Origin of the sequence: Marinobacter sp. KMM 10035 (assembly GCF_046537445.1) — a bacterium.
Classification (GTDB): domain Bacteria; phylum Pseudomonadota; class Gammaproteobacteria; order Pseudomonadales; family Oleiphilaceae; genus Marinobacter; species Marinobacter sediminicola.
Genome location: NZ_JBBVMG010000001.1, coordinates 116,091 through 131,226 on the forward strand (window position 1 = coordinate 116,091; position 15,136 = coordinate 131,226).

Annotated in this window: 10 protein-coding genes and 1 pseudogene; 2 read left to right on the forward strand and 9 right to left on the reverse strand. The window is 55.3% G+C overall.

Translation table 11 applies throughout. The features are described 5' to 3' along the window. Nucleotides 1-4: 4 nt before the first annotated feature. Nucleotides 5-580 (reverse strand): hypothetical protein, encoded by a 576-nt coding sequence (locus AADB16_RS00525; RefSeq protein WP_298452958.1) that lies wholly within the window; start codon nucleotides 578-580, stop codon nucleotides 5-7. 227 nt (nucleotides 581-807) lie between these two features. Between AADB16_RS00525 and AADB16_RS00530 the strand changes: the two genes are divergently transcribed. Beyond that, entirely contained in the window at nucleotides 808-1,173 is a 366-nt protein-coding gene (locus tag AADB16_RS00530) for a hypothetical protein (RefSeq protein ID WP_410800655.1), read from the forward strand. Between the two features lie 6 nt (nucleotides 1,174-1,179). On the opposite strand, the gene AADB16_RS00535 is transcribed toward AADB16_RS00530, so the two are convergent. The 8 genes and pseudogenes from AADB16_RS00535 to AADB16_RS00570 all read right to left on the reverse strand — a co-directional run bounded on the left by AADB16_RS00535 (nucleotide 1,180) and on the right by AADB16_RS00570 (nucleotide 12,522). Next, nucleotides 1,180-3,987, reverse strand: a complete 2,808-nt coding sequence (locus AADB16_RS00535; protein ID WP_410800657.1) for an ATP-binding protein — start codon at nucleotides 3,985-3,987, stop codon at nucleotides 1,180-1,182. Then, nucleotides 3,987-5,426 carry a diguanylate cyclase gene (locus tag AADB16_RS00540; protein WP_410800659.1) on the reverse strand — a complete coding sequence of 480 codons (1,440 nt, stop codon included), beginning with the start codon at nucleotides 5,424-5,426 and terminating at the stop codon, nucleotides 3,987-3,989. The genes AADB16_RS00535 and AADB16_RS00540 overlap by 1 nt, the downstream gene beginning before the upstream one ends. Then, entirely contained in the window at nucleotides 5,426-6,349 is a 924-nt protein-coding gene (gene xerC, locus AADB16_RS00545) for a tyrosine recombinase XerC (protein WP_410800661.1), read from the reverse strand. The genes AADB16_RS00540 and xerC overlap by 1 nt, the downstream gene beginning before the upstream one ends. Nucleotides 6,350-6,401: 52 nt before the next feature. Next, entirely contained in the window at nucleotides 6,402-7,148 is a 747-nt protein-coding gene (locus AADB16_RS00550; RefSeq protein ID WP_309044989.1) for a DUF484 family protein, read from the reverse strand. A gap of 16 nt (nucleotides 7,149-7,164) precedes the next feature. Continuing rightward, nucleotides 7,165-8,082: a diaminopimelate epimerase gene (gene dapF / locus AADB16_RS00555; protein ID WP_410800663.1), complete on the reverse strand. Its 918-nt coding sequence runs from the start codon at nucleotides 8,080-8,082 to the stop codon at nucleotides 7,165-7,167. Between the two features lie 14 nt (nucleotides 8,083-8,096). Beyond that, nucleotides 8,097-9,347 (reverse strand): diaminopimelate decarboxylase, encoded by a 1,251-nt coding sequence (lysA, locus tag AADB16_RS00560; RefSeq protein WP_298452976.1) that lies wholly within the window; start codon nucleotides 9,345-9,347, stop codon nucleotides 8,097-8,099. A gap of 126 nt (nucleotides 9,348-9,473) precedes the next feature. Next, nucleotides 9,474-9,581: pseudogene (gene lptM, locus AADB16_RS00565) on the reverse strand (LPS translocon maturation chaperone LptM); the annotation flags it as partial. 70 nt (nucleotides 9,582-9,651) lie between these two features. Then, nucleotides 9,652-12,522, reverse strand: a complete 2,871-nt coding sequence (locus tag AADB16_RS00570; RefSeq protein WP_410800665.1) for a class I adenylate cyclase — start codon at nucleotides 12,520-12,522, stop codon at nucleotides 9,652-9,654. Between the two features lie 117 nt (nucleotides 12,523-12,639). Between AADB16_RS00570 and AADB16_RS00575 the strand changes: the two genes are divergently transcribed. Further along, the gene (locus AADB16_RS00575; RefSeq protein WP_410800667.1) at nucleotides 12,640-15,108 is read left to right on the forward strand and encodes an EAL domain-containing protein; all 2,469 of its coding nucleotides are present in this window, start codon (nucleotides 12,640-12,642) and stop codon (nucleotides 15,106-15,108) included. The last annotated feature ends 28 nt before the right edge of the window (nucleotides 15,109-15,136 follow it).

A 15,136-nucleotide genomic window follows, 5' to 3' on the forward strand; every position in this document is an offset into this window, starting at 1 on the left:
ATGTTCACTTCTTGGGCTCATCGTCTACCAACGAAAGGTGAGACACGTCGGGCACCATCGGTGGAGGGAGATCCCTTTCAACACCTATGTCACTCCCCGGGGGCGCCAGCGTCCAGTCATCAAGATGCTGAAACATGGGTGGTTCTACTTCATCTGGCTCCACCAGCGTTACCCCGACAGGATCGAGCCCCAAGGCTGATCCCGCAAGAATGTCATCAACCTTGTCTCCTGCTACCGGCAAACGGTCACCGGCCTCAACAGCGGGTACCACCGAATGGGGAACTGCTTTAGCGGGGGCTGGTTGGGGCTTGGGAGTGGGTGCAGACGCCGGTGCCGATCTTGCCTGTGTCTGGGCCTCAGGCATGGACTGAACATAAGCAATCATGCCGTGCTTGAGCAACACCTGGCGATACTTTTCGGCCTGATCTTCATCAAGTTTATTGCGGATCACTACAGGGCTGCCGCTGAACATGCGTTCTATCTGCTCAACACTGGCTTTAAACAGCGTGCGGGCATTGTTCCGCGCTGTTGTCATTTCGGTGCCAGAGGCACACTCGCCCTTGAACACGAGCTGAAACATGGGCAACTCTCCTGCTGTCGATTTTCGTTCCATCATAGTTGATAGCGCACTGTCAGGGGAGCCCCTGTTCCCGGAACATACTGTCTAAATGTATGCAAACTGCAAACAATTGAAAAAGGTAGGCTCAACCCCGCGTAATAGACGACAGTATTTGCAATAATCAATCTTAACTAAACATTACATTTCGTTACACGCTATCCGGAAGCTATGCCGGGGGAGCTGCCACCATGACTATTCAACACCTGATCCGTTCGGCAGCTGCTGCAGCTTTACTCAGCACGCCCTTAGCCCAAGCGGAGAATCTGGACATTGTTATGAGCCAGGTATTCCCTCGGGATCAGGCAACTTACATCGGTTTTGAAAGCATTGAGCGTGAAGATGTCCCGGCCACCTCTGCCATCGATCGCAAGTATCTTGTGGTCGACTTTCGTCTTGCGGCAAGCCAACCAGCAGCAGAACATCTCCAGGCCAGCGTTCACAAAGTCTGTATGGCTTTGCTGAAAGACCGCGAGTTGGTTCGCAGCCTTTCAGACTCCGGCTATGACATGGTCTCTGTAGCCTTTGATCGCCGCTCCCAGTTCGACTGCCTGTAAACCTGCTTAGTCTTCCCGGCCAAGCAGTTTCGGGAAGGCATCAAGCGCACTGTTAACAGCATCCAGGTTGAACGCCTCTACATCGGCCATCAACTTCTCGCCGTAGCGTGTAACAGACCGTGAACGGTAACGCTGGCCCCACTCCAATACCCGGCGAGCAAAATCGTTCATTTCTTCAGGGTCTCCGCTTTCCCGCACGGCCTCCCACTCATCACCGAAATCGGCAGTCAACTGTTCTTTAAGCCAACCCCGCTCCTGAATACTCAGCGTTTGTGCTAACAGCCTTTCAGATTCCTTGGTTTCGCCTTCGTCCTCGGCTTGATCTCCAGTCGCTTGAACGTCAGGCAGCGTGAGCGTAAAAACAGAACCACTCCCCGGCTCGCTCTCTACACTCAACTCACCGCCCATCATCTGAGCCAGCTTACGGCTGATGGCAAGCCCGAGCCCGGTGCCTCCATAGCGGCGCGTGTTCTGTCCCTCCTGCTGCTCAAAAGCGTCGAAAATACGTTCAAGCTGATCGGGCGGAATGCCGATGCCCGAATCTTTCACCTTGATCGTGAGCCGATAACTTTGTTGTTCAGGTGTTTCTCCAGCTTTGTCCTTTACTGGTTTGACGGTCGCCCGTACAGCGACACCGCCCTCATGGGTAAATTTGATAGCGTTGCCCACAAGATTAAACAGCACCTGCCGGAAACGGGTTTCATCCAGCATCATGGCGACTGGCATGTCAGAACCTACGCTAACCTCGAGCGTGATTCCTTGCTCCCGTGCACGAAGATCAAAAATGTGCCGAACATCATCTAGCAACCGGCGCACGGAAACGGGGGTATAATCCAGGCGCATTTTGCCAGCTTCAATGCGGGACAGATCAAGAATATCGTTGATCAGCATCAGCAAACTGCGACTGCCTGCCCGGATGGCATCCAGATAGTTGCGCTGCTGAGGGTCCGTAACCGTGTTACTGAGCAGATCGCTGTAGCCGATCACCGCATTCATGGGCGTCCGGATTTCATGGGACATATTGGCCAGAAACTCGCTCTTGGTTCGGCTGGCAGCCTCTGCTTTCCGGGCCAGACGTTCCGCCTCCAGCTTGGCGGCTCGCAGCTCATCTTCACTTCGGCGCAGGGCATTTTCTGAACGAATCCGCTCATCCACCTCACGGGAAAGCTTGCGGTTCCAGTAAAGAAAGATCAACACAACAACAATAGCGAGCAGAACAACCCGGCGAACGACGGTGTAATCGGTTTCCTGCTCAATATCCAGATGGATCCAGCGATTGTAGATAGCCTCGGTTTCAGCTGGTTTGAGATTGCCCAGTGCCTTGTTCAGGATTCGGTGAAGCTCCGGGCTGTCCTTTCGTACCGCTAGCCGGAGATCGTACTGATAGGGCGTGATACTGGTAATTCGGAGATTCGAAAGCCCCAGTCTGGCAACGGTATAGCTGACCGCCGGAATATGGGTCACCATTACATCAAGATCACCATTGGACAGCGCAAGCAGCCCGGCTTCTATCGTTGCCGTCGGATAGAGGTCGAGGTTTGGATGGTTGATAAGTAGATAGTCGTGAGCGGCATGGCGGTTGACTACGCCCACACGCTCTGTGCGTAACTCCCTCAGGTCTCCAATAAAACGACCGTCATCCCGGATTGCCAGGGCAATCGGAACATTCACATAAGCCCGGGTAAACAGGAACGACTCTTCTGTTCTCGGGGTGCGCGAAAGACCAGGAAGAATGTCCACCTCTCCAGACATCAGGGCGTGTTCTGCGACCACGCGGTCTTCCAGAATTTTTCGTTCAAACCGAGCGCCCAACTGGTTTTCCAACCGCGCGACAAGGTCCGGCACCAATCCTGTGGCGCGGCCGTCCTGAGCGTATTCAAAAGGGGGCCAGTCAGAACGGAAAGCGATCTTGAGGTCAGGGTGGCGTTTGAGCCAATCGACGTCTGAGCCGGAGAGTTCCACACCGTTCTGCTCCAGCTCGGTGAGATCCACCTGCAACCAGGACTGCCGGATAACACGGTGTTCGTTGTGGCTTATGGCTTCGACGGACTTATCCAGAACCTGGAACAAAGGCGCATTGTTTACTTCCACCTGAAACACCACATCGACCGATTTCTGATCGAGCAATACCGACAAGCCAATGCCATTAATCATGGCTGACTGCAGGTAGTCCGAAACCACTGGAATTGGCCCCAAAAAGGCATCGGCCTGGCCGGACAACACGTGGCTGACAGCTTCACCCAAGCTCTGAACGGGCACAGGCGTAAACTCTTCAACGGAGTCCAGCATGCTGTATTGGTTAGGGTCGCCTTCCACAACCGCTATGCGACCACCTTCAAGGTCTGCCAGCGAACGGATGGCCGCATCGCCTGCGCTCACAAACAAACCATAGGTGAGCGTCATCAGGGGGCTGGTAAAGCGCTTGCCCTCAGGAACAGGTGAGCCAGGGATTCTGGTGGTCAGAAGCGCATCAACTTTGGGTACATTGAGCAGCGGTCCGGCGTTGGTTCCGCCCATCACAACAGGTTCAATCGGCAGGTCGAGTTTACTGGATAACCTGGCAAGATAGTCAATGTAGGTGCCGGCAAGCTCGCCGTTTCCGGTATCAAACACCAGAGGCACCTGATCAGCGCGCACACCGATACTGAGCCTGTCCTGCTCGCTGACCCAGGTCAGATCTTTGCTGCCCAGCACCGGGGCTGGTGAAGCTTGGGGAGGGTCTGCCAGTGCTGACGGCTGAAAAACCAGCAACAACAGGTAAATCGAAAACAGAAGGGAGGCCTTCACTGGATATCCTAAAAGGTTGCGCTGCATTAGCCGATTCTGATGCAATTCCGGCCGCTGTCCTTGGCAAGGTAAAGCGCCTTGTCAGCTCTGTCAAAAACGGTTTCTTCAGTATCATCAGGACCAAAGCCTGCAATTCCGCCAGAGAAAGTGATCATCACCGGGTCCCCACCAAAATGAAACGGCAAGGCGCTGACGTGGACGCGAAGCTTGTCTAAGACGACTTGAGCATTTTCAGGCAGGGTTTCCGGAAACAGCAAGGCAAACTCTTCACCGCCAAAACGGGCGACGAAATCCGTTTTGCGCAGCCGGTGTTTAATTTCCTTGGCCACAAGCTGCAACACCCTGTCCCCTGCCTTGTGCCCGTATGAATCGTTCACACGTTTAAACAGATCAACATCCAGAACACCCACTGTCAGTGGATACTGGTAGCGCTTCCAGCGGTTGAATTCAAAAGAAAGGCGTTCTTGCCAAGCCTCACGATTGGGCAGCTGTGTAAGTAAATCTGTCACAGCTCGCTCACGCTCCTTGCGCATCTGCCCACGCATCTGTTCAGAGTGTGTTTCCATGACAACCATTTTCTCTTTCATGGCCATCAGTTGCTCGGAAAGCATTTTTTCCCGTTCTGTTTCCTCAACGCGGAAACGACCGACCGCTTGACCAATAGACTCCAGATGGCTGCTGACCGACTGCTTCAACTCCTGAAGGTCACCGCTTGCTTTGATCTGTTGGCCAACCTGCTCAATCTCATTCCGAATGCTACGATCCAGTTTTTCAGCTGCTGCTTCGCGGCCAGACTGGGCCGACGACTGCACCGAAAAATGCTCCTGCAGCACCGCCAGGCGTTCATCAAGGCGCTTGAGGAATGCCTCAAACTCCCTCTGGCTTCGGGTTACAGCGGCAACAATCAAATCTGCCACCTGATTCAGACCCTCTCGCAACTCGTCCCAATCATCACTGGCGAGAAGTGCCCTTTGAAGGTTTCGCGCGCGCGCCTCGGCATCTGGCTCAAGGGAAACCTGGTTGAGCAACTGCCCAAGGAGGTGTCCGACACGCCGGGCAATCCGCAGGCGCTGGCTCTGATCTTCAGCATCCACGACAGGCTCGGGCTGATCGGCTTCACCCACACCTTCACCGGTAGGTTCAGCGACTAATGACGGTGCCACACAAGGAGATTGCTGGACACTCCTGGCCTCAGAGGTTGCAGCATCGTCGAGCAGAGCAATCTGGCGATCTATCTGTTCTTGCAGTTGCCGCCAGCTTTCCACTTCCACTCGGTTCTTGCGTAGATCAGACCGTATTTGATCCAGCAGGCGATCCAACTCTGGCGTCTGGCCCGCGGATGCGAGACTCGTACGCACCAACATACGCTCCAGCACATTGCGCTCGGTTTTCCACTGCGCTTCCCGCTGCTCGGCTGTCTCAAGCTCCTGGAAGTACTTTGTTTTCCAGGTTTGATCCGATGACATCAAGTGTTTCCTTCCTGTCCGGCGTTCTGGTCGTCGTGGCCCCGGGGACTACGTCGGCGCGCTCTTGGATGACTTTGGTCATAAACCCGAGCCAAATGCTGGAAATCCAAATGAGTATAGACCTGAGTTGTGGCTATGTCCGCATGGCCCAACAATTCTTGTACCGCACGCAAATCACCACTGGATTCCAGCATATGACTCGCAAACGAGTGCCTGAGCATGTGGGGATGGAGTTTCTGATCAGCCCCTTTTACCATGCCCCAACGACTCAGCCGAGCCTGAATACTGCGATGGCTGATTCGGTCACCCCGGCGGCTTACAAACAGGGCTGGTTCAGTCTCGGGAGCCAACCCAGCCCGGATGGGCAGCCACTGGGTTATGGCCTCCAGCGCTTTTCGACCAACAGGGAGCAACCGCGTTTTCCCACCCTTACCGACGACCCGTGCCTCGCCGCCTTGGCGGTCAACAGCATCAATATCCAGGCTGGCCAGCTCCGCAAGACGCAGGCCTGAAGAATACATCAGCTCGAACATGCACCTGTCGCGCACTTCCAGAGGATCATCCGGTGCTGCATCTAGAAGAGTGTTGACCTGATCTACGTCGGCCACGCGGGGCAGGCGCCGGCTGCTTTTCGGCGCCCGTATATCGAGTGCGGGGTTATCTTTGGCCAACCCTTCACGTAACAGGTATTGATAGAAACGTCTTACAGCTGACAGGTGGCGGGCAATGCTTCGGCCACTGAGCCCCTGGCGACTGAGGTTAGCAACGTAACGGCGAAGGTCATGACTATTAACGGCGCACCACTGAGCGCCGCCCTGCTCCACCAGCCAAACCGCAAAGCGATGCAGATCTCGCTGGTAACTGTCACACGTTCGGGGGGAATGGCGCTTCTCAGAGGCCATGTGTCGCAGGAAATCTGCCATGTGCCTGGCTAGCTCATCAGGTATTTGAACTGAACCAGGCAAAACGACCACTCTAGCGAGACTCCGTCGCAAGGTCGGCGACCGGAGCAGCAGTTGTGTGGCGACGAACCATCGGAGGCAATAGTCGGCTCAATGTGTCGCTGATGTAGCTGAGAAACAGAGAACCCATCTGCTCATCGAAATAACCGGGCTGACAACTACCGACCGCAAAAACGCCCACCAACTCTTCATGGCGCAAAGGCACCAGAGCAACGGACGCAATGGGTTCGTCGCGATCCGGAAACAGGAACTCCCGCTGGTTTTCACGGAATTGGCCGCAAACCGCTTTACTGCCCTCCAAAAGGTTACCGAGATGTTCCTGGGCTTCAGCCGGTGTAACAACGTGAAGTGCGCCCTGGGCACTGCCGGCCACCGCCGCATCAGTAAACAGAATCACGGAGGCTGCATCCAGCCCGAAGTCACCACGAATGCTGTCATCAATGGTAGAAGCCATATCCATAAGATTGCGGGCTTCGATTACTTGCATCAGCAACCGCTTGCTCTTTTCAAACAAACGGTCGTTATGACGGGCGATGGATACCAGTTCAACCAGCTCATGGCGAAGCGTGTCCCGCTGTTCGCGGAAAAGGTGCACCTGGCGCTCTACAAGCGAGATTGCCCGCCCACTGTCGTGGGGCAAGGTCAGGCTGCGCAGGAGTTCGTCCTGATCGACAAAAAAATCAGGATTGTCTTTCAGGTACTCAACCACCGCTTCCCGGGTGAGCTCACCGGCCTTCTGGTGGGCCGTTTGGTCTGTCATCGCGCTCTCCTGGCTATCAGATCCGTTGTTTGTGTGGGCGGCAGGGCCTTCTACGCCGGGCGCCACCTGATTCACCGGGCAGTCTCAACTGCCCCTCAAATACACTTGTGGCGGGGCCTTCCATCATAACAGGCGACCCTTCGCCCTTCCATTCGATGACCAGCCGACCGCCACGAAGATCCACCTCTACGCGCTCATCAAGCAGACCGCGCAAGCGCCCTGCGACAACTGCAGCACAGGCACCGCTGCCACAAGCAAGGGTTTCGCCAGAACCGCGCTCGTATACCCGCAGGCGCACATGATTCCGACTGATGATCTGCAGGAACCCTATATTGCCGCGCTCGGGAAACTGCGAGTGACTTTCCAGTTGCGGCCCAAGGCGCTCCACTGGCGCCGTATCCACGTCCTCGACGACAATAACACCGTGGGGATTGCCCATGGAAACCGCGCTTAGTTCAACGGCTTCTGCCCCCACTTCCACCGTGTATACGTTCTTACGATTGTCAGCGGCGAAGGGAATAGCCTGGGGGTTCAGCTCAGGCACGCCCATGTTGACCATGACCATGCCGTCTTTAGCTGCTCGCAACTCAATTACGCCACCGGCTGTTTGCACACGGATGGTCTTCTTATTCGTCAGGCGCTGATCGCGCACAAACTTTGCGAAGCACCGGGCGCCATTGCCACACTGCTCAACCTCAGAGCCGTCGGCATTGAATATCCGATAACGGAAATCCACATCGGGCAATCCCGGTGGCTCCACAACCAGAAGCTGGTCAAAACCGACACCAAAGTTGCGGTCTGCCAGCTCCCGAATCATTTCCGGGCGCAGCCTGAATGGTTGGCTAATGGCGTCGACAACCATGAAGTCATTGCCCAGCCCATGCATTTTACTGAACCGGAGCAGTGGCCCCTGATGTCGACGCTGCGAGTTCATATCCTGCCCATCACTCATTCAGGCAGGCAGTTTTCGGGCGCGAGCTGTTCTTCAATGGTTTCGCGGTGCCGAACAATGTGTACTTCATCACCATCAACCATCAATTCCGGCGGCCGGTTCCGGGTGTTGTAGTTTGAGCTCATCACAAAACCATAGGCTCCAGCAGAACGCACCGCCAAGAGATCTCCAGCCTTGAGCTGGAGCGGGCGATCTTTGCCCAGGAAGTCTCCGGTTTCGCACACTGGACCAACCAGATCCCAGATTTTCTCTTCTGCATCCTCGTGAGGCTGCACCGGAACAATCGCCTGCCAGGCGCTATATAGTGCAGGACGGATCAAATCGTTCATGGCTGCGTCGATAATCGCGAAGTTCCGATGTTCGGTGCACTTCAGAAACTCAACCCGGGTAATCAGTATGCCGGCATTGGCCGCAATAGAGCGGCCAGGCTCAAGAACGAGAGCCAGGTTGCGCTCACCGATACGCTGGTCCAGCGCCTTCACGTATTCAGCAGGTTGAGGCGGTGTTTCATCATTGTAAGTAACACCCAAGCCACCGCCCATATCCAGATGCCGAATATGAATACCGTTGTCTGCCAAAGCATCGATCAGCTCCAATACACGGTCCAGTGCATCCAGGAACGGCGTTACCGAGGTAAGCTGAGAACCAATGTGGCAATCCACACCTATAATTTCCAGGTTTGGCAAGGTTGCAGCACGGGCATAAACGGCCAGCGCTTCCGCGATATCAATACCAAACTTATTCTCTTTCAGACCGGTAGATATATATGGGTGTGTTCCTGCATCAACGTCCGGGTTCACCCGCAACGAGACAGGCGCCTTCACTCCCAGCTCGCCTGCTACGGCATTAAGTCGGTCGAGCTCAGTGTCAGACTCCACGTTAAAGCAACGAACGCCCGCTTCCAGAGCACGGCGCATTTCCCATTCCTGCTTGCCAACCCCGGAAAACACCACCTTGCCCGGGTCGCCGCCGGCACGCAAAACCCGCTCCAGCTCACCCGCAGACACTATGTCAAAACCGGCGCCCATGCGTGCCAAAACATTCAGCACGGCAATATTGCTATTGGCTTTAACGGCATAGCAAATGAGAAGTTCGCGCTCACTCAGGGCTTCATCATAGGCCCTGTAATGGCGTTCCAACGTAGCACGGGAATACACATAAGCTGGCGTACCAAAACGCTCAGCAATGGAGGAAACAGGTGCATCTTCGGCGTAAAGTTCGCCGTCACGGTAGTTGAAATAATCCATTTTATTCCTGATTCGTTTAGCGGTGTCTGGTTGCGCGTGGGGCTATTCAGCTTGCGTGTCAGCCCGAGTGCTGCGGCCGCCCGCGTGCCCGCTTTGAGCTACAGCGCTGTTTGCCTGCTCGACTGGCTTGGACGATGTTTCCGGATTCTCCCGGTATAACGGTCCTTTCTGACCACAGCCACCAAGTGCTGCTGCCACAACCAGTATCACGATCGGCATGTTCCTCACGCGCATACTTGACACCTCTGAGTTCATAATGTCCAAAGTATACCTGACCCACGCCCTGCACGGCGAGGCCGGAGCGCTACAGAAATGCCTCCAGTTCACGGTTCAGGGAATCCTCAAGAAAAGCCCGGTAATACAGGTACTGACTGGTTTGTATATCCTGCTGGTACACCCTTGGGTCCAGATCGTGGGGCAAGTGCAGATCCGTCAGGTAAACCGGATAGCGATCACGACTCTGTCGAAGAGAATGGATATAGTGAGCAACAGCCGGAATCAGCTGATCACCGTATTGCAGAACCGTAAACTCCTGCTCACCGCAGTAAAGGTCGAAACGAACGCGGCTATCTCCTTCCTGGACGCCCACCGCTTGCACCTCGAATCCCGGCAGAGGCGCACCAGCATCTGCCTGCGGCCGATATTCCGAGCGCCAGACTCCGTTGTTTGAAACCAACTCATAACAGCGAACTCCAGCGAGACCGACGGGCATTTCGGTATTGCGCAGGGTGCGTCTTTCCACCAGATTTTCCAGGAACCGCAACAACGGGGCCAAGAGATGGCGACGACCAGCGGCTTGCTGACTCCAACCAAAAACAGATCCACGTTCATCAATCACTCGGATCTGAACCCCCTCGCCCCGCAGCATATAGAACACCTGGATGCTGTCTGGCTCACTTGCCTGACAGGCTACCCGCAAAGCCGGATCGTCCAGCAGTGCGTGGCGATCAAACACGACAGGCAGATAAGTGTCGCGGGGTTGAGCAAGACACTCCAGCAAGGCAGCCCGATTCTCAAGGGCCATAAACCCGGGCTCGGTGCCGCTGAACTCCAGCAGAAAATACCGACGATCCATTTCAATCACATAGCGCAAGGGGTGGGGGCCTGAGCCTCCGGCAAAGAACTGGCGCAACACGTCGGCAAACAGCTCCCGCACCCTCCGGGCAATAGCACTGCCGTGCCCCCGGTTATGGCTGTGCACCTCAAGGCCGGGAATGTTGTGGGGCGCCATGGCCACAGAAGCAAGAACATTCTTCAGGCACTGGATCAAGGTATCCCCGGATGCATAATGCTGAAGGCTGACCTCTTGCCAACTGTTGAGTGTGATCTGATCAATGCAAATAACCAGATTTTCGCGACCGCCACTGAACCCCAATGAATCGTGCCTGGCACTGAGCTTGTGCAGGCCTCGCTCAGTAAGATGGGACTGGGGGTCAACACCCACGTTGATCAGAAGGAGGTTGCGCAAAGGGCGGACGCCACGGGCAAGAGCTTCTCGCTCGGCAGGTTCGACTGGAAACGGCAAAAACCCCGCAAGCGCATCCAGCATCTCCCGCAGCTCGCTAACCGAGGCAATGCCCTGCCCGGTGCGGACGTTGAGTCGAGTGGAGCGGGTGAGCAAGCCGTTGCAGTAACACCAGACCACCAGCTCGGCGAGATTACCGGAGCGCCGGATAACCGGCTGCCAGAAGGCATCCGAAGGGTCTTCCAGATCCCGATATAGCAGCCAGCCGGTTCCTGTACCGCCCTGTTCTGACTGATGGTGAAAGGCCAGATTTTCCTCTGCCAATGATGGCACTAACCCCGGATTGATCAGCTCTACTTTGCCGGCCTTGCGTTGAAACGATGCGTAGAGTTTGCGGCCAAGCAAATTGATATCGTTTGCGCTGATGGCTGATTGCTCACCGTGATCACGGGCCATTTTCGACAGCAACCGATAGCTGTGAGTCAGTTCCGACACCACTACTCGGCGCAGGGAAGATGCTTCCTCCGCCCGCCAACGGTGTCGATTATCCAGCAATTCAAGCTGCTTTTGCTGCCACCCCCAGTCATCAACCAGGCTCCTCAGCAGTCGAGCTCTCCAGGGCTCCGTCCCCTGCTGCCCCACCATACCTGTGCGAGTCAGTGGCAGGCCCGCCTTGATATACAAGCTACGACGCACCAAATCCAACCGCGAACTGGCACCATCATTCAGAAGCCACTGCTCAAGGCGCTGGTAGAGCATCACATACGGATCCAGATCATCCGCGTTCGTATCTCCATCGAACACTGCCTGCTTGAAAACAAGCGATAAAACCGGAAGATCCTGCGTATGGGCGTAGCACTCAATAAGCAGCAGTTTCAAAATTGCTTTCCAGGGCGCATCAATTCCCTTGTAGAGCTGCCACACACCCGCACCCAAAAACTCACTGGCGGGTATGGATGGCACAGCGCCAAAATCAATGTATGCATCACCACGAATAAAGCGATAGTCCACCAGCATATCGACGCACTTCTGGTACCGCTCTTCCTGCTCCGGGGGAATCAACCACCACATGGGATAACACCCACCTAAATGAATGGCCGTGCGATAAAACTCATCCAGCAGCAAATAATGCTGGGCGCTACCGCAATTTTCCCCACTCACTTCAATCCGCTGCCGACCTTCACGCCATTCGGCGGCAGAAAACACAAATACATGCAGTTCAATGCCAAACGACAAGGCCCACTCAGTCAACCGTTCCGCCTTACGTTCCAGAAGCCTGATTCCCCGCTCCTGAAGGTCGTCCCTATGACATAGCCACACATCCAGATCACTGGTAACAGAATGGCCCAAGGTACCAGGGCTACCCATTAGAAAGAGCGCTTCCAGATCGGCTCTGCGCCTGCCTTCGTCCCGCATGCTGAAGGTGCGAGCCAGGCGTCGTGCTGCGCCTATGGTGGCGGAATCCGGCTGGTAATGGCTTAGGCCATAGGGGCATTGGACATCCAGATAGCCCGGCAGCGCTGGATGATTGGTGTGAAACACCAATGGCAAAATCTCCAGCACCACCTGCTGCCGGTAGGTAAGCGACGAGTGGGCTCGCTCCCAGCGCTGGCGGTTAAGCATGAGAAATCTGTCCCGCAGGCGGCGCAGGATTTTGCGGTCAATGCCCTCGTCAAAATCCAGGGCAATCGGTGTAGCGTGAGCAGTCAAGGCAGCTCCGGGGGAGAGGTTCTTTCCGGTTTAATTATCAGTATGATGAACTCATCGTGGCACAATCATCAAAAAATAAAAGCGGCATACGCTTAAGTAAACCCGAGGCCCGGCCCAGTGAAAGAGCTTGTCATACAGCGTTATCGCACTGATACATCCAGTGTCACCGGTCGCCAGACCCTGTTGCGTATTGATGATGAAGGTAAGGTTCTATACGCGGACAGCAATGCCGAGGCTGTACTTGGGTACGATGCCAGTGAACTGGAAGGCATTATGGTACACCGGGTGTTGGCATCCAGAGAAGACGACCCCTTTGCACCAGCCAATCGACACCGTATCGAGAGTGGCCAAACTGTGCTGGTCACCTTTCGTCACAAGGAAGGTTTTTTCTACACGGCAAGCCTTTCATTGCGCATCAGTATACGCGATTCAGATGGGGCTGCGAGCGCCCGCATTGCTCAGCAGGAAAGCTCTGCCATAGACACCCGCCTATTGCGCTTTTCTGAAAGCGCAGCGGGCTTCGGAATATGGGAACTGGATATCACCAGCAACCAGATGACCTGGACAGAAGGGTTATATCGGTTGCTGGAGCTGAAACCGGGAACGGAAATTACACCGGAACAAGCACTGTTCTACTGCCAGGGTGGCCAGGAACGTATTCGGGCACTTTTCCGCAGATGCGCACGCACCGGCGCACCCTTCACAATTGAGCTTCATTTGCTGACTGCCAAAGAAAAAAACATTCGAGCAACACTAAATGGCCGAGCCCTTAAAACCGGCGGCAGGTTACGTAAACTCGGGGGGACTCTGGTAGATCGTACCGGCGAAATGCAACGCGATCATGCCCGCTTGAAGGCTGCAAACATACTGAATGCCACCACGGCCGCGAGCCCCGGGTTGATCGCTGCCGTGGATAAAAACCTAAATCTGCTGCATTTCAACGCGCCCTATGCCCGCTTGTTTGGCAGCCTGTTTGGCGCAACACCCAAAGTGGGCGACAACCTGCGTCAGTTACTTGAAAAACACCCGAATGAACGACATCTGGCGGAACAGCTCTGGCAACGTGCCTTTGAGCAGGACAGCTTTATTGTGGACATGCCTGTCACGCAACAAAGTGGTGAGTGGCCGGTCTACGAGTTTCACTACCAGCGCCTGACAGACAGCAAAATCGGGGACCCCGGCACGGACAAAAGCGAAACTGCGGGTGCTGTGGTTGTAGCCAGTGACATCAGCAACCGCGCCAGCAAAACAGGGGACAGCGAATACAGATACCGGCACGACCCGGTAACTGGCCTCACAAACCGAAGAGAATTTATCGCGCGCCTTCAGCGCCAGTTGGACCAAGCTGGCAAAGAAGCTACCGACAGCTGCCTTTTATATCTGAACCTCGACGCCTTTGGCAACTTCAACAGCATCGCCGGAAACGGCGCCAGCGACCGCTACCTCAGGGAGCTGGCCAGCATTCTCGATGTGCGCAGTAGGCCACAGGATACGGTATCGAGGCTTGCCGGTGATACCTTCGCGCTGCTCATCGAAGACTGTACAGAGTCGGCAGCCCGCAAGCTTGCAGACAACCTTCTATGCCTCATCCGAAATTTTGTTTTCGAGTGGCAAGGACACCAGCTACAAACCACCGCCAGCGGTGGCCTGCTGATAATCGGAAAAAACACGCCTACCAACTCCGAACAATTGCTGGGACAAGCTGCAGATTTGTGTCATGACGCCAAAACATCCGGTCGCAACCGAGTTCACACTGCCCACGCCACACGCCCGAAACCGGATCACAGCGACAGCAATGAACTTGTCGACCAGATCCGAAAAGCCCTGGACAAGCAGTCGTTGATTCTGGAGTTCCAGCCACTCAAGCCGGTCTCCAGCGTTACCTGGGGTGATCACATCGAAATTCTCGCAAGAATTCCAGGTAACGGTGTGCATGAGCAATGGTTGCAGCCGGAGCAGTTCCTGCCGGTAGCCGAACGTTTTGATTTGGCCAAACGACTGGATCGCCAAGTCATACTGCAAACGTTTACCTGGCTTGGCGAGCACAAATTACTGGAGCCCAGACTGAAATATTGTGGATTCAACCTGTCCCTCGCCAGCGTCCTGGATGACACCTTTGCGGACTTCATGGAATCTGTCCTCGGAGCGTCAAACTACCCGGCAGAATCCTTTTGCCTTGAGGTTCGTGAAGCCCACGCAACGCAATACCCGGATGAGGTTGCCGTGTTGTGCGACGCTCTGCACAGGATTGGTTGTCGAGTAGCACTGGATGGTGCCGGCGCGTCTGTGGAGAGTTACAGGCTTGCGGCAAAGCTGCCTGTAGACGTTATCAAACTAGACCGCAGTTTGATGCACAGGCTGGGAACCGACCCGGTTCAGCAGATCATGGTAGAAGCGCTGCATCGGATCGCACAGGAAGCAGGTAAAATAACGGTGGCAACGTTTATCGAGAACGATGACATTCTTCGGAAGGTCCGGACGCTGGGCATTCATTTCGGCCAAGGGTTCAGGCTTGGGCCACCTATACCCCTGGCGGAGCTGACGCCGGTGGCGGTAGATCTCACCACCGGGCGGATAGGCGGCTAAGCCCCCAAACTCAGTAACAAAAAGCTCG